The following is a 20,887-nucleotide window of genomic DNA, read 5'->3' as shown; positions in this document are numbered from 1 at the left end:
GTGTCTTTGAAAGGGCTGATCAAGATCCCAAGGCCCCGAGCACGGTCTCCAGCCTGTCCAGATCATTGTCCGTGACATGCAGATGCGGCGCAAAGCGCAATGAGCTGCCGCGTCGGCTGATGAAAATATTCTTTGCGGCAAGATCCGCGATGAAGGACGCTGGCAGAGGTTTGCTTGATGCGGCGCCGAGAATATGCGGGCTGCGATGGTCTTTCGGCACAGGCTCGAACCCGGCTTTTTCGACCATTGCCGCGATCCTGTCATTGATCCCGGCAAGGGAGGCTGCAATCGCATCGACACCCCAGTCTACAAGCTGACCCAGCGCCACCAATCCACCGGGCAGCAGGGTCGGGATCGCCTTCTGGCCCATCTCGAAGCGGCGTGCACCGGGCTGATAGAGGTCGGTATAGTCAACCAGCTTTTCGAAGGCCTCGGCCCCGTCGCGGGAGAGCCAGCTTTCTTCGAGCGGTCTTGCTTCATGCCATTTGGGATCTACATAGAACAGGCTCAGGCCATAGGGGAAGAATAGCCATTTATAGCCTGCGGCTATCATGAAGTCCGGTTTGATGCGCTCAAGATCAAGCGGCATTGCTCCAAGTGACTGGGTAACCTCCAGCACCAGACAGGCCCCGTTCTGTCGCGCTGCTTCCGAAATGGCGTCAAGATCAAGCGTTGCCCCGTTGGTCCAGTGGCAATTGGGCACGGCGACGAGTTTTGTCCTGGCCGTGATCCGGTCCAGAACGCTCTTTGTCCAGTTATAATCATCCGGTGTCGGTGCGGTCACCAGCTTGGCACCCGTGATCTGGCTGATCTTGAGCCAGGGCAGATAGTTGGACGGAAAGGCTTCGTCCAGAACCACGATTTCGTCTCTTGCTGTCAGGATGTCCTCGAAAATGCGCCCCACCGTTGATGTGCCATAGCTGGCCGAGGGAATAACGGCATAGCAGTCCGGCTTGCCGCCGAACACTTTGGCCGCAAGCGAACGGAAGCTTTCCGCATCATCAAAAAAGTCGCCCGCGGCCCGTTGCCACGGATGGCATTTGGAATAGGCTCCTTTTACCAGGGCGTCGGCTGAGGCTTTCAGCAACGGGGAATTATAGGCGCAATTGAAATAGGCAACATCATCCGGAATATCGAACAACTGCCGCTGTGGTGCGATCTTGCTCATTGGAACTCCTGTTCGACAGAAAGTGGAGAGGGATTTATTTGATACAAAAAGTAAATTGTAATAAGATGTTTGGCGCAACCGATATATTGTATATATGACAATATAATCAGTGTATTAAATGAAGTTCGCTTGGCAAGTTTCTGACTTTTCAGGTGGATTTATAAAGACAATTAGCTGATTGTATCAGGATTTCATTTCGGGGCAGACAGGACATGCGGACAAAATTTCGACAGGTGGTAAGCCAGCTCGCCCAGGACATCAAAAGCGGAGACCTCAAACCGGGGGACCGGTTGCCAACCCATCGGGAACTTGCCTACCGCTTCGGTCTGTCGCTGGGCACCGCCACCCGCGTCTTTGCCGAGCTTGACGCCATGGGGCTGACGGTGGGCGAGGTCGGTCGCGGCACCTTCGTGCGCATGAATGGCGATGCAAGGGCGGTTGATTTTTCCCTGTCAGATCCGGCGGGGGATTTTGTCGATTTTGGTCGCAACCGTCTTGTCTTGCCTGAGCAGGACGAAATCTTCCGAAATGGGCTGCAAAATGTGCTGGGCAATGCAGATTGTGACACGCTCGACTACCGCAACAATGCCGGCTCCGCCTATGACCGTCGCATGATCTGGTATTGGTTGAATGAGGAGCGGGCCGTGCCGATCTTCGGCCATGAGGCCCTGACCATTTGCAGTGGCGGACAGCATGCCCTGATGCTGGCCCTGCTTGCCGCATGCCATCCCGGCGATTGTGTTGCGGTGGAAGAGCTGACCTATCCGGTTGTCCGTCTGGCTTGCGAAATGCTGCATCTGGATGTGGTCACGGTCCAAAGCGACGCGCAGGGGATCTGCCCGCAGTCCCTTGATCAGCTCTGCCGAGAGGCTCCCGTCCGGCTGCTCTTCTGCATGCCCAACATGCAGAACCCGACATCGGTGACCATGCCCCTTGAGCGGCGCACGCAGATCGCCGGGCTCCTGAAAGAACATGACATTTACGCGCTTGAGGATGATGCCTATGGCTTCTTGCTCAAGGCACCACCCATGAGCCTGTCAGAACTCGCCCCCGATCATGTTTTCTATAGCCGCACCCTGTCGAAAAGCTGGGCTCCGGGCTTGCGCATCTGCTATCTGGCTTCGCCTGAGAAAATGCTGGAAAGAGTGGACAAGGCTCAACGGTCGACGGTCTGGATGACCGCCCCGCTGATGGCATCTCTTGCGACATATCTCGTGCGGACCGGACAATATGGGATTGTCATCGGCAAGAAACGTCGGGAGATCGCAAAGCGTCAGGCAATCCTTGGTCGCGTCTTTGACGGGATGGCCTTGCAGACCGATCCGGCGAGCATGCATGTGCTGCTGCCAGCTCCGGATACAGTCCGCACCGGTGCACTGCTGGAGGCGCTGGAAAAGGTCAAGGTCATAGCCTCCCCGATCAGCCAGTTTGCTGCCGGCGACGACATCAGGGCCAGACCTATGGGCATCAGGCTCTGTATCGGAGCGCCGCAAAACCGCATGCTGCTGGAAGATGGATTGCGCCGCATTCGCACCACGATCACGGCACTGCAAGACAATCCGTGACGCGGAAAGGGCAAGAGGGGACAGGGGACGGGGAGACCTCTGTCAGGGTGCTCTGCCCGGACGACAAGAAGGGAGAAGGCCCGGCGCACAAACCGCGGCGAGCCCTCATCTGCGATCAGTTGACAGGCGTGATCAGCGGTTTGCCTGCAAAATGGGCCGCGAGATTGTCGAGAACCAATTGCGACATGGCTCCGCGGGTCTCCATCGTTCCGCTGGCATTATGCGGATGCAGCACGACATTTCCGAGCGCACGGAAGGCGGGATCGGGGTTGGGTTCATTGAGGAACACATCAAGCCCTGCACTGCCCAGACGGCCGTCGCCAAGGGTGGCGATAAGAGCCTTTTCATCGACCACACTGCCACGGGCGATATTGATGAAACTGCCCTTGGGGCCGATCGCTTCAAGCACCTTTTCGCTGACAACGCCTTGCGTCGCAGCCCCGCCCGGCATGGAGGCGATCAGAATGTCTGACCATTCGGCAAGCGCCAAAAGGTCGCTCTCATAATGATAATCGATGCCGCTTTGCGGATTGCGACCCCAATAGCCAAGCTCCGGTTTCATCGGCTCAAGGCGGCTGGCGATGGCTCGTCCTATGCGGCCAAGTCCGGCAATGCCGATCCGCTTGCCCTTGATTGAGGACGTCAGGGTGAAGGGGCCTTTTTCTCCCCACTTGCCGTTTCGCACATAGGCGTCGCCGACGATGAGGTTGCGCCGGGTCGCCAAAAGCAGTGCGATGGTGAGGTCTGCCACGTCATCGGTCAGCACATCAGGCGTATTGGTAACCTTGATGCTCCGTTCATTGCAGGCTGTGACATCGATGGGATCATATCCGACCCCGGAAGAGGTGACGACCCCCAGGTTGGGAAGGCGCTCGATGAGATCGCGGGCGATGCCCCGACCACCATTGGTGACAACGGCCTTGATCTGTTCTCCAATCGAGGCGACAAGACCGTCCTTGTCTTCGCTCAGATCATACCGATGCACGTCGTAGGTTGCCTCCAGCTGCTTCTGGCAGTCCGGCACAAGGGGGGCGATGGATAAGATGGCGGGTTTCATGCGCGAACTCCTCAAAATGTCTGTGTGATCGTCAGGGCCGTCTCCCAATGGGGCATTGCAGGCATTGCAGTCTGTGAGGCCAGAAGGGGAGAGGATGGCGGGAACTGTTTGATCTCAGGTGAGCTTGTGTTGGGATAGTGGTCTTGTGATGCGACTGAAAGCGCTTTCATCATTATGCTGATTGCAGATCGGAACACAAGTCGGCAGATCCGGGATGATCGTAAAGGTCCCCAGTGACTGTGAGCAGACCGACCCGATGCGAATGCCTCTGCCTCCATTTTGCGCAAACAACATGCTTGACGCCGCTCTTTGAGGATTGCACAAAAGTCGGGAGATCTTTCACCCGACTCCCACAGGGAGGGGGCGCAATTTAGGGCAAATGGCAAAACAGATGGACGTGAGGCAATGATGGATTTTGAATTGAAACATGTGGCTGACAAGGCAATCCTCTTTGTCATGGCGGTGGATGCGGAATATGGCGAGCATCTTCGCGGCCACATCGCCCCCCTGATGACCGGCGTCGGTCCTGTGGAATCGGCCATTGTGGTCTCTTCGACGCTGGCAAGGCTGGAGGCAGAAGACCGCAAGCCCGACCTTGTGGTCTCACTCGGCTCGGCCGGATCGGCAAGCCTTGAGCAGACCGAAGTCTATCAGGCCATCACCATCGGCTACCGCGACATGGACACATCCGCGCTCGGCTTCGAGAAGGGGCTGACGCCTTTCATCGATTTGCCGGTCAATGTGCCGATGCCCTTGCGCATTCCCGGCATTCTGGAAGCGTCGCTGTCAACCGGTGGCAATATCGTCTCCGGCGCTGCCTATGAGGGGATCGATGCCGACATGGTGGATATGGAAAGCTTCGCGGTGCTACGGGCCTGCATGCTGCATGATGTTCCGCTCATCGGACTTCGCGGCATTTCCGACGGCAAGGAAGAGCTGACCCATGTCGATGACTGGAAGGAATATCTTCACATCGTCGACGAGAATCTCGCCAAGGCCGTTGCAAAGCTCGAAGCAGCTATTGAAAGCGGCCATATCGCACTTTGATCCTGTCCCTGTAGGCCGGGTCATCTTGAGGCAGCCCCGGACAGGCTGCCTGTTCCCTACCTTCTTCCCTTCCTGCCTATCCAACTCAGGCTCTGACCAATGGCTACAAGTACCCCGGCAACAAACGCCCTGAAGAAGGGCAAGATCGACTTTTCCCTCACCGAATATGACTATGCTCCGGGTGGTGAGCGTGTCGGCCTTCAGGCGGCCGAGGCTATTGGCGAACCAGCCTCAAAGGTCTTCAAGACCCTGATGATCGAGCTGGATGGCAAGCCGGTCTGCGCCATTCTGGCCTCGGACAGGGAAGTCAACATGAAGAAGCTGGCCAAGGCCTTTTCCGGCAAGTCGGCCAGCATGATGGATACCCACGATGCCGAGCGGATGACCGGCTACAAGGTTGGTGGCATCAGCCCGCTCGGGCAGCGCAAGAGGGTGCCCACGGTGCTTGATGAATCGGCAATGGGGCAGGCGGAGATCTATATAAATGGTGGTCGTCGCGGCTTGCAGATCAGGCTCAAGCCGCAGGATCTGGTTGAGTTCCTGCGCTGCGAGGTTGCCGATCTGGTCCGCTAGGCTTGTCTGACCCCGTCTTACCCCGGTTTGCGCTACTGCACTCATTCCCCGTCATCGCTTGCGCTTTTCCCTTCCCTGCGCATGACGACATGCGGGATCTTCACGCCGCGCTTGACGTCATGGCCTTCCCGATCAATCACGAAGCCGAATGCTTCATAAAAGTCTGATGCTCCCAATAGGGCCTTGAGCCAGGTGATCTTTTGCTTTGCACGCGTCTCGCAGGCCTTGACCAGAGCCGAACCGATTCCCTTGCGCTGTATGTGAGGCGAGACGAAAAGCGCGGTCAACTGCGCGCCTTGCCAACTGCAATAGCCGACCACAAGGCCATTGCGAGCGGCAACGAGAAAATCCTCTCCTGCTTCATGGCGATTCCAGTAGCCTTCCAGGGTCTGGTCCTTCATCCAGGCTTTCAGCTGCTCCTTGCTATAGTGGTCGCGGAGCGAAATGGTCAGGCAGTCGGTATTGATATTGTGAATGGCAGCAAGGTCATCGCGCTCCATCGGGCGGATGACCAGACGGCTGCCTTGCGCACTGGTTGGCATAGCTCAACTCTTGTCTTGCATTGTCTTGTCGTTTGTTTGTTCGATAGTCTTCAGCCCAGATTGAGCGCTGTCTTGGGGCGCTCACCGGAAAGGGCTGTAAGAACATTTTGCGCCGAGGCGACGGCTATGCGCCGCATGGCCTCTTCGGTCGCTCCCCCCAGATGAGGGGCGAAGATGACGCGCGGTGATCGGCCAAGCGGGCCTTCAAGCGCCTCGTCTTCATAGACATCAAGTCCGGCGGCAAAAATCTTCCCGCTCTCGAGCGCCTCGAAAAGCGCCGTCTCGTCAACAAGCCCGGCCCTTGCCGTGTTGATCAGAATGGCACCGGGTTTGACCCCTTCGAGGGAGCTGCGGTTGATCATGTGGCGCGTTTCGTCCCGCAAGGGGGTATGCAGAGAGATGAGATCTGCCTCTGCCAGTCCGGCTTCCAGAGAAGACGCACGCTCGAAATCACCGATATCTCTGACGCGTGGAGAATGAACCAGCACCCGCATACCCAATGCATGCTTGAGCATCGCACCAAGGCGGGATCCGGTGTGCCCCCAGCCAACCACAAGGGCGGTCTTGCCCTGAAGCTCTACCGTTCTATTGCGATCACGAAAGCCAAATTTGCCCGCCCGTTCCTCGCGATCCGCCGCGGGCAGAAGCCGGGCAGCCGAAAGCGACAGCCCCAAAGCCAGTTCCGCGACCGACTGCGCATTGGCGCCGGGTGTATTGCAGACCAGCACGCCCCGTGCCGTTGCCGCTTCCTTGTCGACTGCATCATGACCGGCCCCATGCACCACCACGACCTTGAGCCTGTCTGCGGCAGCAAAGGCCTCGGCGGTGAAGCCGGCGTTGCGCGTGATCGAGGCAATGCAGCCCGGCACCAGCGAGGCCACTGTTGTCATCTTTGCATCCGGGCAGATGACCGGTTCGATACCGGCCTCCCTCAACAGGGCGAGGCCATCTTCATGCACGGGTTGGACGATGAGACATTTCATGAGGTTTGCTTTTCTTTTTATTGGCCTGCGGGGAGCTTGTTCGACCTTGACCTGAGATATCTGGTGCTTTTATCGAAACTCTTCCGGATTTGCCAGACTGATGGTTAATTTTGGTCCTGATCTGTGGCAAAAATGCAGTCAGCAGTACGGTCCGCACATCAGGCATGGACGGTGAGCGCATGGAATCTGTTCGGCATCAGAAGAATGAATTGAAAGATTTCATCATTTCCATGCAGTTCACATCATGGTTCAGGCATTGCAACACTGTGTATTTCGTTTAGAATGGTTACAAATCAATTGGACATTTCCCTGAGTGACCAGCGAGATTCAAACCAATGACAAAACGCTTTTGAGCACCAAACTTTGAACGGAATTCAGCCATGGCAAAGGATTATCTCACCCTCTCCAAATTGCAGCAGATGAAAATACTGCGCGAAGCTTTTCTTGCACTTCTCTGTGCCTTTTTCATGCCTTCCGTTTGCCAGTGCAACTGCGGAAAATAGGATCGCATCTTAAGGCAGGGGCTCTGTTTGTGGTAATGAAACGAGGCGCTCAGGCCTGCTGTCTGTCGACCGCCTGACCGAGCGCCGGAGCCAGATCCCCCTTGGGGCCGACACGGATCAGACCAAGGCCCATCCATTCGGCCATCAGGCTCAGTTCCTGTGCGAGAGCGTCTGCGACCTTGAGAAGATCTATTTGAGGCTCGCCATAGGCGGCAAAGACTTCAAGAATGCCCTCTTGCCGGTTTGCCTTCATGTCAAGCCGGGCAACCAGCCGGTCTCCCATCAGGAAGGGCAACACATAATAGCCGAAACGCCGCTTCTCCTTCGGTACATAGATTTCGATCCGATAGTGAAAATCGAACAGGGCCTCGATGCGCGGGCGATTCCAGATGAGTGAATCGAAGGGTGCAAGCAATGCCTGGCAGCGTGCGCGCGCAGGCAGAGCGGCATCCTTGTGCATATAGATCTGATCGTTCCAGCCTTCCACCTCGACCGGCAACACGATCCCGTCCTCGACAAGGTCCCGAAGGGCTCTTTGCGCTTCTTTGCTGGACAGACGGAAATAGTCACGGAAACATTTTTCGCTTCCGATCCCGTGTGCCCGAGCCCCTAGGGCCATCAAGTGTCGGTGCGCATCGGCTTCCCCCAGCGCCGGGGTCGTCAAGATCTCTTGCGGCAGGACGCGTTCGGGCAGATCGTAATAGCGTGTGAAGTTGGTTCGGCCAGCGGCGACAATCCTGCCGCACCAGAACAGATATTCCATCGCGATCTTGTTGTCATTCCAGCCCCACCAGGAGCCACTGTGCCCCCTGCTTGGTTCAAGATCTGAAATGCTGAGAGGCCCTCGCTCTGCAATGGCACGATAAACCGCTTCAACCGCGTCCGGATTCTCCTTGGCAAACCGCGAGAGCTTGCCCCAGACCCCCTCATGCCGTTTTGCCCGTTCCATGCGCCAGACAAGAGCCGGATAAAGCTCTATTGGCAGGATCGAGGCTTCATGTCCCCAATATTCGAAATAGTCTTTTTGTTTTGATCCCTTGCCGACCGCATGCAGGGCCTTGTCAACGAAGCTGCGGTCATAGGCCCCGAAACGAGCAAACAGCGTCAGATAATGGGCTCGATCCAGAATATTGACCGAATCCACCTGCAATTGAGTGATCTGGGCAAAAACTGTTGACAAATGCCGTTGATCGACCCGTTTGAGGTCTCGCCTCTGAGGCAGGAATCCTTGCGCCTTGAGGGCGATTCGCCGGGCCTGAGAATTCGTAATGCTCTGAAATGTCATGAAACTGTTGCGAAATCTTTGGTTTAAGAGGGAAAAAGGGAAATTTTGTACAGCTATTGGGCCGTTGATCTGTCACCAGACAACAAGACTAGCAGGGCGGCCCATCAAAAGTTGAAAATTCGATAATTTTCGGTTTGTTCATCTCCGGTTGGACTTGGAGCTGATAGTGAGGTGCGATACTCTCGTTACCATTGGGTTAACCATGTCCTGCTTGCGGCAACAAGCAGGGGGACCAGATGGACCAAAGGAAGGAAATGCCGCAATGTCATTTGTAAATAGCTGGTTGATCCCCGGAGTGGTCGCTGTCGCGGCGGTTACCGGCATTACGCTTTTCAGCGAAAGCAGCAAGATCGAAGCCGACCTCACGGAGCGGGCCCAGAAAATCCTGGATGCAAAGGACATGGACTGGGCTGAAATCTCGTTTGATGGTCGCGATGGGACATTGCTTGGCACCGAGCCCGAAGAGGGCGAAGCCAAATGGGCGATTGAATTGCTCAACGAGGAATGGGGTATCCGCAAGGTCGATGACAAGACGGTGGCATTGCCGACCCAGAAACCTTTCACATGGGGGCTGCGCCGCGATGGCGACGCCATGACGATGATCGGTTACCTGCCTTACCGCCTGTTCAAGTCAGCACCCGGCAAGATCGCTGCTGATACCGGCGATGTGGCACTTGATATGAGCAGCGTCGCTGCCAAGCGCGGAGCGCCCAGAGAGATGGAACATGTCTTTGACCTTTCCACCTCGCTGATGAGCAAGCTGCCCTCGGGCAGCGCCATGCTTCAGGATGACAAACTGACCATTTCGGGCAAACTGGACAATGATGCGGCCTCTGCCGCCCTTTTCGACGAGATCACGAAAGAGCTGACGCAGGCCGATCTTCAGACGGTGAGCGTCGATTTGCAGATCCCGCAGCCTCAGGTTCCTGTCGAACCGAGCCCGGTTGATCTCACAACCACCCCGAAAGAGGACAAGCTGGTGGACGGCTTTGCCGTCAAGCGCTCCGATGAGGGCGTTGACCTCAGTGGTGCCGTTCCGAGCGACGATGTCAAACAGCAGATCGTGGATCTTGCTCGCAGGAAATTCGGCTATGCGGCGGTCAAGGATCGTCTGATCGTCAAACCAGGCAGCAAGATTGCCGGTCTGGTTGCCGAGGATTACGACAAGCTTTCCCTGGCGGTGCTGCAACTGGTCAGCCGCCTCAGCTCCGGTGAGGCCAAATTGACCAGTGAAGGCCTGACACTGACGGGTGGGGCCTATTATGAAGGGGCTCTGACGCAATTGCAGACGAGTTTGCAGGATGCACTGCCGGCTGGGCTTTCCCTCAAGTCCGATCTCTCGGTTGCCGCCCCCGGCGAAGTGGTCGAGGCTGATCAGTGTCAGATGCTTCTGCGCACCTCGCTCGAGCAGAACAATATTTTCTTTGATAGCGGCAATGCCTCCATTTCAGCCGACTCCTTTGGTCTGCTGGACAGCCTGATCTATACGGCAACGCGCTGCCCGGGCAGTCACATCCAGATCCGGGGGCATACCGACAGCGACGGCGATGACGCAGCCAATATGCTGTTGTCTGAAAAACGCGCCCAATCCGTTCTTGCCTATCTTGTTTCCGGCGGACTGGCAGAAGACCGTCTGCAAGCCAGGGGCTTTGGTGAAAGCGAGCCGGTGGCAAGCAATGACACCCCGGAAGGCAAAGCGAAAAATCGGCGTATCGAGTTCACGATACAGCCCTGATGCAAACCACCACAAGGACATAAAAAATGGGATATCTTAGCGTGACTTTATATCAGATGCTCCTTTTGGGGCTTGTTCTGGGCATGATCATCGGGTGGTTCGCCTGTGATCCGAAACAGAAATCGAAAGATTGAGGGAGGACACAATGGCTACACTCACCTGGCAAACATTGCTGCTGATCATTCTGGCCGTTGTCGTCGGCATGCTGATAGGCTGCCTGCTGCGCCGCCTCCTGACTGCCAGCAAGTCGGAAACGGCAGCGAAACCTCAAGAGCTGGCCGGTGATGCAGCAGACAGCGCAAGCCTTGCATCTGCCGCTGCTCCTGCTCCTGCTTCTGCTCCTGCCGCAGCTGAAGAAAGTCCAGAGGCGATCACTGAGATCAAAGATGACACCGCTGCCGGGCAGTCCGCTCCCGAGATGGCTAAGACTGCCTCTGAAGATGCACAAGTCGCTCTTTCCAGCGCCGAGACCGTTGTCGAGGAAAAAGTCGATGCGGCTATGGATGCCGTTGAAGAGGCTGCAATCGATGCAAGCAAGCTGAGCGAAGGACTGGCAGGCGAAAACATGATTGACGAGGCCGAGGAGGCCGAAGAGACCGTCGCCGAGCAAGCCGAGGCGGCCGTCAAGGAAGTCGAAACCGCTGCCGAAGAGCGGGCCGAGCCCGTTGTCGAAGAGGTCGCCGAGACATCAGTCGAGACATCAACTGAGACTTCAGCCGAGAGTGAAGAGGACCGTATTGCCTCGCTTCTCGCCGCTCTGCCAAAAGACGCAAGCCCAGAGCAAAAGGCCGAGGCCGTGGGCACCAAACCGGCGTTGCTCTCTGCTCCGCGTGGCGGGGCTGCTGATGATCTCAAAAAGATCAAGGGCGTCGGCAAGGTCATTGAGGACAAGCTCAACACGCTTGGCGTGTTCCATTTCGATCAGATCGCAGGCTGGAGCCGTGATGAGGTCAACTATGTTACGACCTTCCTCAGCTTCAAGGGCCGCATTGACCGCGAAGAGTGGATCCCACAGGCCAAGGGTCTGATGGGTGAGGGAGCATCTGACACCAAGGCCGCAGAGGCCGCACCGCTTCTTGCAGCGCTGCAAGACGATGTTTCTGAAACAACCGAGCCCGCAAAAGCGGCTCCGGCCAAACCTGCGAAGGCTCCGAAAGCCAAAGCTCCGGCCAAGGCGAAAGCTCCGGCCAAAGCGAAAGCTGCTGCCCCGGCTCCTGTTGAAGAGCCCGTAGACCTTGAGGCAGAAGAAAAACAGATGGCCGCAGCCCTGGCTGCCCTGCCTGCTGACGCCAGCGCCGAGGACAAGGCTCGCGCCGTTGGCAAAAAGCCAAGAGCACTCAAGCAGCCACGCAAGGCCGGTGCAGATGATCTCAAGGAAATCAAGGGCGTCGGCAAGGTCATCGAAGGCAAACTGAACGATATGGGCATCTTCCATTTCGACCAGATCGCCAAATGGTCGCGCAAGGAAGTCAATTATGTTTCAACCTTCCTGAGCTTCAAGGGCCGCATTGATCGCGAAAAATGGATCGAACAGGCCAAGATCCTGGCATCGGGCGAGGAGACTGAGTTTTCCAAGCGCGTAGCCAGAGGCGAAGTCGAAAGCTCCAAAGACTAGAGTTGGGAGCGGGAGTCGGGCGCGAAACCCGGTCGAGGCCTTGATGAAATGGCGTGCTCCTTCAGGCTGTGCCATTTCCGGCGTCTCACCCCGAACGCGCCCTGAAGTTGGGCAGGGCAGAAATTCCGGGAAGGCTCTCCGGCTGGATCAGTGGTTCGCCAAAGGAGCATGGACGGAACGGGGACAGGACTGGACAGGACAGGAGGGCCATTGCCCTCCTGTTGTTTTTCGGGCCGCAAGGATCAGACCTGCAAATAGCGCTCCACAAGACGGGCCCACAACGCAGCCCCCACCGGCAGGGCTTCATCCTCGAAATTGAAATTCGGATTGTGCAGCAGGGCCGACTCTTCCCCGTTGCCCAGGCGCAGGAAGCTACCGGGGCGATGCTCCAGATAATGGGCAAAATCTTCGCTACCCGAACTGACCGGGAAAATCCCGACATTGTCCTCGCCGACCAGCTCTGTCGCAATCTCGCGAGCAAATGCGGTTTCCTTCACCGAATTGTCCACCACGGGCACGCCGCTGGTTGGCGTAATGACAACACTGGCTCCATGCGCCAACGCGATTGCACGCGCCACCTCGGTGATGCGGGTCTTGATCAGTTCCCGCACGGTCTTGTCAAGGGTGCGCACGGTCATGCGCAGAATGGCATCTTCTGGGATGACGTTGGGCGCATCGCCCGCCTGGATCGAGCCAACCGTGATCACCGCTGCGTCGAATGGGTCGACATTGCGCGAAATGATCATTTGCAGCCCGATGACAATGTGACAGGCAGCTGCCACCGGATCGATCGCCTGATGAGGCCTTGCCGCATGTCCACCCTTGCCGCGCACGGTAATGTCGATCATATCCGCAGCCGCCAGAGAAGGCCCCTCACGCAGCAGGATCTGTCCAACAGGAGCACCGGGATGAGTGTGCAAGCCATAGATGGCGTCGAAGGGAAACCGTTCCAGCAGGCCATCCTCGATCATCCTCTGCGCCCCGCTTTTGCCAGAAGCTTCTTCGGCTGGCTGGAAGATGAGATTGAGCGTGCCATTGAAGTGCCTGGTCCGGGCGAGATACTCAGCCGCACCCAGCAAGACTGCGGTATGGCCATCATGACCGCAAGCATGCATGACGCCATTATTCAGGCTTTTATAGTCGAGCTCTGTTTCCTCGAAGATTGGCAAGGCATCCATGTCTGCCCTGACTGCAATGCTGCGTGGGCTGTCACCGACCTTCAGGCGGCCAACCACTCCGTATCCGCCAATATTCTCGACCACTTCATAGCCCCAGCCCTTCAGTTTCTCGGCGACCAGAGCCGCTGTCCCCGCTTCCTGATGTGACAACTCCGGATGAGCATGAAGATAGCGCCGTGTGTCTGTCATGGCTTGCTTTTGCTCGTCAAAGTCCGACAGACAAGCAAAATCATTGTTTCGGGACATTGAGTAGCTCCTTTTCGTATCTGTTCCCCGTAAAGAATGGTCTGGTGCAGTCCAAAGCCTTGCGGGAAGTGGCAAAAGGAATGCGGCGGGAAACTCGGCTTGCGGTTCAGCTTTGCATATTGCGGTTTATTCACAAATAGCAATGGATCGAAAAAAACGGGTCGAGAATGTAAGTTTTGAACAAACCTGAACAGAAAACGACATTTCTGGAGTAACTAGTAATTGAAATAATTGAAAAAATCATCAGGCAATAAATGAGATATTTATTCAAATATTATGATATGCACCTCTCATTTGTACCCTGTCATTCCGTCTGACCGCTAAAGGGTAGACATTTCATTCTTCTGGTTGAAACCGGGTGCAATACACGCATAAGGGTGCTGGCGCAGCGAAAGAGAAGGCCAAGGCGATTTTTCTGGTGCCTGTCCGAGGCTTTGACACAGTGTCTGCCGGGCACATTTTTCTCCATTGGCGAGGGCCGAAGAGGATCTGCCAGGGAAATGGCCGTCTTGTCACGGACTGATGAAAGCCCTTGCCCGCTGTGGCTCTGCATGCTTCAGAAGGCGGCCCGGCGCAGCCGGTCGTTAATGGCTTCCCCAAGGCCCTCATTGGGAATGGGCGCAACGGCGATCCCCCTGACATCGGGACGATCAAGGGTCCGCATTGCTGCAAAGAGCTTTTGTGCGGCTTCGAAACTGTCACCTGTTTCAGACAGATTGATCATGTCGACCGCCCTGTCTGCATTCTCTGGCAGAGCGGGGCCAAAGGCGATGAGGGCCTCTCCGGCCTCAACCTTTACCGCGTTGAGCCTTACCGGAACCGACGGGGCATAGTGGCTGGACGTCATGCCCGGAGAACTTGGTGTTTTATCATTGGTCCCGGCCCGCGCCAGTGGGCGCTTGAGTATGGCTTCGATCGCTCTTGTTGACAATCCTCCGGGGCGCAGAAGCGTTGCCGGTGCGTCATCGACGCAAAGGATGACACTGGATTCTACGCCGACCTTGCAGGGGCCAAGATCCGCGATCAGGTCTATGCGATCGGACAATTCTTCCCTCACATGCTCGGCCGTGGTCGGGCTGACGCGTCCGGAACGATTGGCCGAGGGCGCCGCAAGAGGCTTGCCCGTGGCATAGGCAAGAGCGCGCATCAGGGGCGCATCGGGAACGCGCAGCGCCACCGTGTCGAGCCCGGCCGAGGTGAGCGCGGCAATGGGGCTATCCGCTCGCTTGGCAACGACCAGCGTCATTGGCCCCGGCCAGAAGGCCTTTGCCAGCGCCAGCGCATCCGCATTGAAAATGCCGTGTTGCGTGGCTGCCGCAAGGCTGGGCAGGTGCGAAATCAGGGGATTGAAGCTTGGGCGATTTTTGGCCGCATAAATCCGCGCAATCGCTTCTGCATTGGTTGCGTCTGCCGCAAGGCCATAAACCGTCTCGGTAGGCACCGCCACCAGACCGCCCTTGACGAGGATATCGCATGCCATGCCAAAACCATCGTCAAGCGCCAGCGCATCACGCGCCGCACCGCTTTCGGGATTGATGGTTGGGGACTGAGGGTGCCACAGGGGCGAGCGCTTGGTCATTCTTGCCATGGGGGTGGGAGTTGAGTGCCAGTCTTTTAGTGGGTTTGGGCTGCAAGGTCCAGCCCTCAGAGGCGGAATTCTGGAGGGAATTGGGTTCGGTCCCCGTCATCCGCTGTCTTCATCTCGACTGCTGGCCTATGATACCCGCAAACATACCGGCCTGCTGCCATAAAAAAAGAGGCATTCAGGGCAGGGCCCTGAATGCCTCTTCTTGACAGGTCTTGACGAGCGCTCTGCCTCGTCCCGACGGAAGGCTCTCAGTTGGCGCTCTCTTGCGCGCCCTCTGTGTTGGCCTTGGTCTTGTCCGGGGCAAGAGCTGCATGCTTGATCTGCTGGCCTACCGTCACAATCAGCAACTTGGACGTATCCAGAAGGCGCTTGGCCACCCGTTTGGCATCTTCCAGCGTCACCGCTTCGATGTAGCTGTTGCGTTTGTCGAAATAGTCGATCCCCAGATCCTGAACCTGGATGGCAACCAACTGAGCGGCAATTTTCGACGATGTGTCAAACCGCAAGGGGAAGCTGCCGATCAGATATTTCTTGGCAGAATCGAGTTCTTCCTGCGTTGGTCCCTCATTGCCCAGCTTCTGGATTTCCTGCTTGAGCAGCATCAGGGCCTGTTCCTCGTTGCCTGACCGGGTTGCCATGCCACCGGACATGAAGTCGACATGATCAAGGCTCGACAGATAACTCGATACATTATAGGCCAGCCCGCGTTTTTCGCGGATTTCATTGTAAAGCCTTGAGGAGAAGGTGCCCCCGCCAAGAATATGATTGACCATATAGGCGGCATAGAAATCCTTGTCGTGGCGGTCAATGCCCGGAGCGCCAAAGCGAATAATTGTCTGCGGGCTGATGAACGGCACATGAATGTCACCGGCTCGGGTGATCTTCATGTCCTCGATGGCTTTGAGCTCACCTGCCTCGGGAAGGGGGGCGAAGACCTCATCAAGGACCTGTTTCAGGGTCTCGGCATCAATCGCCCCGACAACCCCGATGGTCAGCCCGTCGCGAGTGACAATGTTGGAATAGAGACGTTTGATGTCGTCCTTGGTAATCGCCCCGAGGGAGGCAACCGTACCGTTAGGCTCTTTCGAGTAAGGGTGATCGCCGAAGCTCGCCTGTCTGTAGGCGGTGGCGAGCATCGCGCTGGGCTGGGTGACGCTTCTTTTTGCAGACGCAATCCACTGCGCCCGCATACGTTCGATGGGCTCGTCATCAAAATGAGGGGCCTGCAATGCTTTGGCGAGCAGATCGAAAGCCGTTTTGCTGTTGGGCGTAAGGCTCCTTAGCGAGCCATAGAAGCGATCCTGCCCCATATCGAAAGAGAGTTTGATGGCATTCTCTTCAAGAGCCATCTGGAAGGTTTGGCTGTCCATGTCGGCCGCGCCTTCATCGAGCAGGCTCGAGAGCATGGCGACGCTTCCCTCCTTGCCCGGGTCATCCTGTGTGGTTCCGCCCGTGAAGGCGAAATTCATCGCTATGATCGGCACGGTATGGTCTTCCACCAGCCAGGCCTCGATGCCCTTGGCGCTGATGACCTTTTGAATCTCCATGGCTCTTGCCGTGTTCCATCCCAGTGCGAACAGCAGGGCTGAAGCGAGAGCGAGCGTTGCCAGAAGGTTCAGATTGCGGCGACGGACAGAGAGTGGAATGGCCCGTACCCGTGACCGGCCCCGTCCTGTTTCCCGGATGTCTTCTTGGCGCAAAGCGGCAAAGTGTCTTTTTGTCATTTCAGATCCCTTGTCATTTGGTCGCTGGTTTGGCCAGTGGCGTCTTCTGGTTCAATATGTCGGGCTTGGGCTTGGGGTACCCTTGTGGCCGCGATTTCGGGTTTGGAACCTTCTGCGAAACGCGCGGGGCATCCTTGGGATTCGGCATCAAGCGAGCCTTGGGCATCGGCTGACCCTGGCTTGCGGCTTCATTTTCGTTTGCCGCCTTCTGGGAAACCGATTGTTCTGGCGGCAACAGATAGGCCGTGACCGAACGATCCTGCTGAAGATATGTCTGTGCGGCAGCGATGATTTGTTCGGGTTTGACTGCGGCGAGCCGTTTGGGCCAGCTCTTGAGTGCATCAAGGCCGACACCGGACGTCAGGCTGACACCCACAATCCGGGCAAGGGCTGCCTGGTTGTCCTGCGCGTAGAAGGTCTGGGACAGCAAAGACCGCTTGGCGCGATTGAGATCATCCTCAGTCACCCCGTCTTTGATCAGCGTCTCGATTTCGCCCTGCATGCCATCCATCACCTCCTGCACCGTATGCCCTTCGCTCGGGGTGCCGTAGATCAGGAATTTCGTGTCATCCAGACCCGAACTCTGATAGTAGGAGCCGGCTGCCGTGGCAATCTTGCGCTCGACCACAAGCGACTTGTAAAAACGTGAATTGGTGCCCGTACCCAGAATATAGTTCAACAGATCGAGCGCTTCGGCCTCACCATCTTTTGCCGTGGTATCGGACGGGGTCAGATAGGCACGGCGAACATTGGGCTGGCTCACTTCCGGGCGGCGCAAGGAGATAATGCGCTCGGTCCTCTGGGGTGGTTCAGTCGGTCTGACCCGCTTGTTCGGCTCTGCCCGTCGTGCAACCTTGCCATAGGTCTGTTGCGCCAGAGTTTTCACTTCCTCTTGGCTTACGTCACCGGCGACGATCAGAATGGCATTGTTGGGGGTGTAATAGAGATTGTACCAGTCAAGCGCCTTCTGGCGATCAAGTGTCTCCATCTCATGCTGCCAACCGATAATCGGAATGCCGTAAGGATGGTTCCGATAAAGGGTCGCATCGAGCGCTTCGCTCAGGAGTGCGCTCGGGTTGCTATCGACCCGCATGGCGCGCTCTTCAAGAATGACCTTCAATTCCGGCTTTACCTGATCATCCCTCAATTCCAGATTGGCCATCCGGTCCGCTTCCAGCTCCATCATCAAGCCAAGATGCTGTTTGGCGACCTGTTGGAAATAGGCCGTATAATCATGCGAGGTGAAGGCGTTTTCAGTGCCGCCGATAGATGCCACGATCTGGGAAAACTCACCGTCCGGATGCGCCTTGGTTCCCTTGAACATCAGATGCTCAAGGAAATGGGCGATGCCCGACGTGCCCGGTACCTCGTCAGCCGCACCCACCTTGTACCAGACCATATGAGTGACGACCGGAGCCCGGTGATCGGGGATTACCACGACCTGCAATCCGTTCTCCAGCTCAAAGCTTGAGAAATTGCTTCCCAGTTCCGGCAGATCAGACAGCGTCGCTCCCAGAACCTGACTCAATGCGCCTGCCGAAGGGGCTGACTGAGACTGTTGCTTTATCATGGGAGGAGAATCGGGGATTGCATCCTCGCTGAGTTCTCCGGCTGCCCGGGCCGCCGGGCCAGCGCTTAACAAGCTGCTGACCATCAGCACGATCATGAGGGAGTGTTTGTAGGTGAAAACCCGATCGAGCATTCAAATCTCCAGTCTTTTGTCTGCATCAGTGATTGTGCGCAACGCATTTTTTGCTTGCCTACTGGAGGGTTGCGGCAAAGCTGTGGCAACATGAAGGCCAATTCGCGCTTTGGAACCCTTTTTATAGGTAGGACGCAAGCAGATCACACCCAAATGAAAACTTCGTAAGGATCGCTTTTGCTGCGCCACAAAAAGAAAGAGCCTCAAGAGAGCCTTTTCGAGGTGTGGGGTGAAAAGATTCCCTTTTGAAAAATGGTGCGACTGCACAGTCATCGCCGGGATTCTCGTCGCGAAAAAACGAAAAACTCACAGTTTTCTGAGACTTTGGTATTGTTACGGATAGGAGAAATCCTGCGAGAAAAAGGGGAAATGACGGAAATAGTGAAGATTTCCACGAATTTTTGCACCCGCGAAATGCGGTTACTATGCACAATTGGACGAAAATAACATGGCAATCGGGCCGGAAAAGCCAAATTATACAAGGATTCCAGCTATATGACGCAAAACCATGCTGTCTTGACACCCTACGGACGCCCGATTAAGGTGCGCCCGTCTTCGAACATCGCAGGGACACGATTGGATGACCGGCAAAAGAGATTCCGATAATCCGGGTGAAACTGAAAGGACGTTAGAGGGCGGTAAGCTGGATAATCGTCTGGAGCAGTTGGACGCTGAACTTGCCAAAGTGCGTCAGGTTCGTGCGACAAAACTTCAGAGTGAACAGCAAAAGCCACAATCGTCCGGCCTTGCCTTGGCCTGGCGTTTGGGGTCCGAATTCATCGCCGGAGTATTGGTTGGCGCTGGGGTTGGATGGCTGATAGACGAATTGCTGGGCTCGAGACCCTGGGGATTGATCATTTTCCTCTTTCTCGGTTTCCTGGCAGGCATGCTAAATATGCTGCGCGCGGCAGGCAAGGTTCCGCCTCCGGGTGCATGAATTAAACGAATGCCGACTTGCTTTGATCTCCGATCACGGGTAAGGACGCAAAACAGGGTAAAGGCCAGTCTGACGACTGCGGCATGGCGCGAGAAGCGCACCAGGCGTCAGGTCAGGTTGACCAGAGCGATTTAAAGAGGACAGACGAGTGACAGATCCAGCCATTGATCCGCTTCACCAGTTCCACATAGTTAACATTTTCTCTCTGGGTAAAGTCGGTGGAGTCGAGTTTGCTTTGACGAACTCCGCAGTATTCATGATCCTGATCGTGGTCCTGATCTCTGCGTTTCTCATTCTATCCACATCGGGTCGTGGCTTGGTGCCGACCCGCTGGCAGTCTGCTGCCGAAATGATGTACGAGATCGTCGCCAATACCCTGCGCAGTTCGGCCGGAACCGAAGGGATGAAATATTTCCCCTTTGTCTTTTCCATTTTTGCCTTTGTCCTGACCGCAAACCTGGTCGGGCTGGTGCCTTACTTCTTCACGGTTACGAGCCACATTATCATTACGCTGGCCCTCGCGCTGCTGGTCATTCTGACCGTCGTGGTCACCGGGTTCATTCGTAACGGAATTGGTTTTCTGAAGGTGTTCGTCCCATCCGGACTGCCGATGGCAATTGCACCCTTCATCACCTTTATCGAAATACTGTCCTTCCTGTCCCGCCCGGTTTCTCTTTCCTTGCGTCTGTTCGGCAACATGCTTGCCGGTCACCTGGTGCTGAAAGTGTTTGCCGGTTTCGTGGTATCCCTGACAGCTGCCGGTGTCGGCGGCTGGTTCGCAGGCATATTGCCGCTGGGCATGACAGTGGCCCTGACCGCACTTGAATTTCTGGTTGCAGTGCTTCAGGCCTATGTATTCACGATCCTGACATGTGTCTATATTAACGACGCTATTCATCCGTCACACTAGTCATCGGCTCAGGTCGTTTGAATAAGTTCAAACCAACATCTAACTCAACTCACATTCTGAATTGAATGAAACAGGAGAATTTACAATGGATGCAGAAGCAGCAAGAATGATCGGTGCTGGTATCGCTTGTTTCGGCATGGCAGGCGCAGCAATCGCAGTTGGCAACATCTTCGGTAACTATCTGACCGGTGCCCTGCGTAACCCATCTGCAGCTCCCTCCCAGTTCACCAACACCCTGATCGGTGCAGCGCTTGCTGAAGGCCTGGGCATCTTCTCTCTCGTCATTGCGTTCCTGCTGATCTTCGTTGGTTAATTCCGCTTGCCTGTTCATTGGGCAGGTTCGGAACAACTAAGGATACAGTTTATCAGTATCCGCTTTGATCTCTGAAACGCACAAGGACCCGAAGCGGGCTGGCAGTTTGCCCGTCCCTTCCCCTTGAGAGAGACAAAGGCGTTTGGCCAAATGGGAACGAATGGATGTCGAAAACAAAGGCATTGTCGTTCAGGGCCATAAGCGTGGATGGTCGTG

17 protein-coding genes are annotated in these 20,887 nt (G+C 56.3%); 8 read left to right on the top strand and 9 right to left on the bottom strand.

Translation table 11 applies throughout. The annotated features are described in order from the left end of the window. Nucleotides 1–19 precede the first annotated feature (19 nt). Nucleotides 20–1,168: an aminotransferase class V-fold PLP-dependent enzyme gene (locus tag ACHZB8_RS14565; RefSeq protein ID WP_316861380.1), complete on the bottom strand. Its 1,149-nt coding sequence runs from the start codon at nucleotides 1,166–1,168 to the stop codon at nucleotides 20–22. Between the two features lie 212 nt (nucleotides 1,169–1,380). Between ACHZB8_RS14565 and ACHZB8_RS14560 the strand changes: the two genes are divergently transcribed. Next, entirely contained in the window at nucleotides 1,381–2,733 is a 1,353-nt protein-coding gene (locus ACHZB8_RS14560; RefSeq protein ID WP_316861379.1) for a PLP-dependent aminotransferase family protein, read from the top strand. Nucleotides 2,734–2,848: 115 nt separating this feature from the next. On the opposite strand, the gene ACHZB8_RS14555 is transcribed toward ACHZB8_RS14560, so the two are convergent. Then, a complete protein-coding gene (locus tag ACHZB8_RS14555) occupies nucleotides 2,849–3,790 on the bottom strand; it encodes a 2-hydroxyacid dehydrogenase (RefSeq protein ID WP_316861378.1) in 942 nt (313 codons plus the stop codon). A 408-nt stretch (nucleotides 3,791–4,198) separates the two neighbouring features. Here ACHZB8_RS14555 and ACHZB8_RS14550 point away from each other — a divergent pair, with 408 nt between their 5' ends. Further along, nucleotides 4,199–4,837 (top strand): 5'-methylthioadenosine/S-adenosylhomocysteine nucleosidase, encoded by a 639-nt coding sequence (locus tag ACHZB8_RS14550; RefSeq protein WP_316861588.1) that lies wholly within the window; start codon nucleotides 4,199–4,201, stop codon nucleotides 4,835–4,837. A 99-nt stretch (nucleotides 4,838–4,936) separates the two neighbouring features. After that, entirely contained in the window at nucleotides 4,937–5,410 is a 474-nt protein-coding gene (ybaK, locus tag ACHZB8_RS14545; RefSeq protein ID WP_316861377.1) for a Cys-tRNA(Pro) deacylase, read from the top strand. Nucleotides 5,411–5,451: 41 nt separating this feature from the next. Here the strand turns inward: ybaK and ACHZB8_RS14540 are convergent, their stop codons facing one another. The 3 genes from ACHZB8_RS14540 to ACHZB8_RS14530 form a co-directional block, all read right to left on the bottom strand. Next, nucleotides 5,452–5,952 carry a GNAT family N-acetyltransferase gene (locus tag ACHZB8_RS14540; RefSeq protein WP_316861376.1) on the bottom strand — a complete coding sequence of 167 codons (501 nt, stop codon included), beginning with the start codon at nucleotides 5,950–5,952 and terminating at the stop codon, nucleotides 5,452–5,454. Between the two features lie 50 nt (nucleotides 5,953–6,002). Next, nucleotides 6,003–6,935 carry a hydroxyacid dehydrogenase gene (locus ACHZB8_RS14535; RefSeq protein ID WP_316861375.1) on the bottom strand — a complete coding sequence of 311 codons (933 nt, stop codon included), beginning with the start codon at nucleotides 6,933–6,935 and terminating at the stop codon, nucleotides 6,003–6,005. Nucleotides 6,936–7,487: 552 nt separating this feature from the next. Beyond that, complete coding sequence (locus ACHZB8_RS14530; RefSeq protein WP_316861374.1) at nucleotides 7,488–8,723, bottom strand: DNA glycosylase AlkZ-like family protein; 1,236 nt, start codon at nucleotides 8,721–8,723, stop codon at nucleotides 7,488–7,490. Between the two features lie 262 nt (nucleotides 8,724–8,985). On the opposite strand from ACHZB8_RS14530, the gene ACHZB8_RS14525 reads away from it, so the two are divergent. After that, entirely contained in the window at nucleotides 8,986–10,458 is a 1,473-nt protein-coding gene (locus ACHZB8_RS14525) for an OmpA family protein (protein WP_316861373.1), read from the top strand. Between the two features lie 145 nt (nucleotides 10,459–10,603). Continuing rightward, nucleotides 10,604–12,073 (top strand): hypothetical protein, encoded by a 1,470-nt coding sequence (locus tag ACHZB8_RS14520; protein ID WP_316861371.1) that lies wholly within the window; start codon nucleotides 10,604–10,606, stop codon nucleotides 12,071–12,073. 242 nt (nucleotides 12,074–12,315) lie between these two features. On the opposite strand, the gene ACHZB8_RS14515 is transcribed toward ACHZB8_RS14520, so the two are convergent. The 4 genes from ACHZB8_RS14515 to ACHZB8_RS14500 form a co-directional block, all read right to left on the bottom strand. Next, nucleotides 12,316–13,497 (bottom strand): M20 aminoacylase family protein, encoded by a 1,182-nt coding sequence (locus ACHZB8_RS14515; protein ID WP_316861370.1) that lies wholly within the window; start codon nucleotides 13,495–13,497, stop codon nucleotides 12,316–12,318. Between the two features lie 556 nt (nucleotides 13,498–14,053). Further along, on the bottom strand, nucleotides 14,054–15,076 hold the full coding sequence (locus ACHZB8_RS14510; protein WP_316861369.1) for an L-threonylcarbamoyladenylate synthase: 1,023 nt from the start codon (nucleotides 15,074–15,076) through the stop codon (nucleotides 14,054–14,056). A 257-nt stretch (nucleotides 15,077–15,333) separates the two neighbouring features. Next, the gene (locus ACHZB8_RS14505) at nucleotides 15,334–16,809 is read right to left on the bottom strand and encodes a pitrilysin family protein (protein WP_316861368.1); all 1,476 of its coding nucleotides are present in this window, start codon (nucleotides 16,807–16,809) and stop codon (nucleotides 15,334–15,336) included. 13 nt (nucleotides 16,810–16,822) lie between these two features. Continuing rightward, nucleotides 16,823–18,511, bottom strand: coding sequence for an insulinase family protein (locus tag ACHZB8_RS14500; protein WP_316861366.1), 1,689 nt, complete (start codon nucleotides 18,509–18,511; stop codon nucleotides 16,823–16,825). 580 nt (nucleotides 18,512–19,091) lie between these two features. Between ACHZB8_RS14500 and ACHZB8_RS14495 the strand changes: the two genes are divergently transcribed. From ACHZB8_RS14495 to ACHZB8_RS14485, 3 genes are all read left to right on the top strand, one after another. Beyond that, complete coding sequence (locus ACHZB8_RS14495) at nucleotides 19,092–19,448, top strand: AtpZ/AtpI family protein (RefSeq protein WP_316861364.1); 357 nt, start codon at nucleotides 19,092–19,094, stop codon at nucleotides 19,446–19,448. Between the two features lie 148 nt (nucleotides 19,449–19,596). After that, nucleotides 19,597–20,358 carry a F0F1 ATP synthase subunit A gene (locus tag ACHZB8_RS14490; protein WP_316861362.1) on the top strand — a complete coding sequence of 254 codons (762 nt, stop codon included), beginning with the start codon at nucleotides 19,597–19,599 and terminating at the stop codon, nucleotides 20,356–20,358. Between the two features lie 85 nt (nucleotides 20,359–20,443). Beyond that, nucleotides 20,444–20,671 (top strand): F0F1 ATP synthase subunit C, encoded by a 228-nt coding sequence (locus ACHZB8_RS14485; protein ID WP_316861360.1) that lies wholly within the window; start codon nucleotides 20,444–20,446, stop codon nucleotides 20,669–20,671. Nucleotides 20,672–20,887: the final 216 nt, after the last annotated feature.

Origin of the sequence: uncultured Cohaesibacter sp., assembly GCF_963556055.3 — a bacterium.
GTDB lineage: Bacteria > Pseudomonadota > Alphaproteobacteria > Rhizobiales > Cohaesibacteraceae > Cohaesibacter.
Note: the sequence above shows the minus strand (reverse complement) of the source record. Positions and strands in the feature narration are given on the sequence as shown.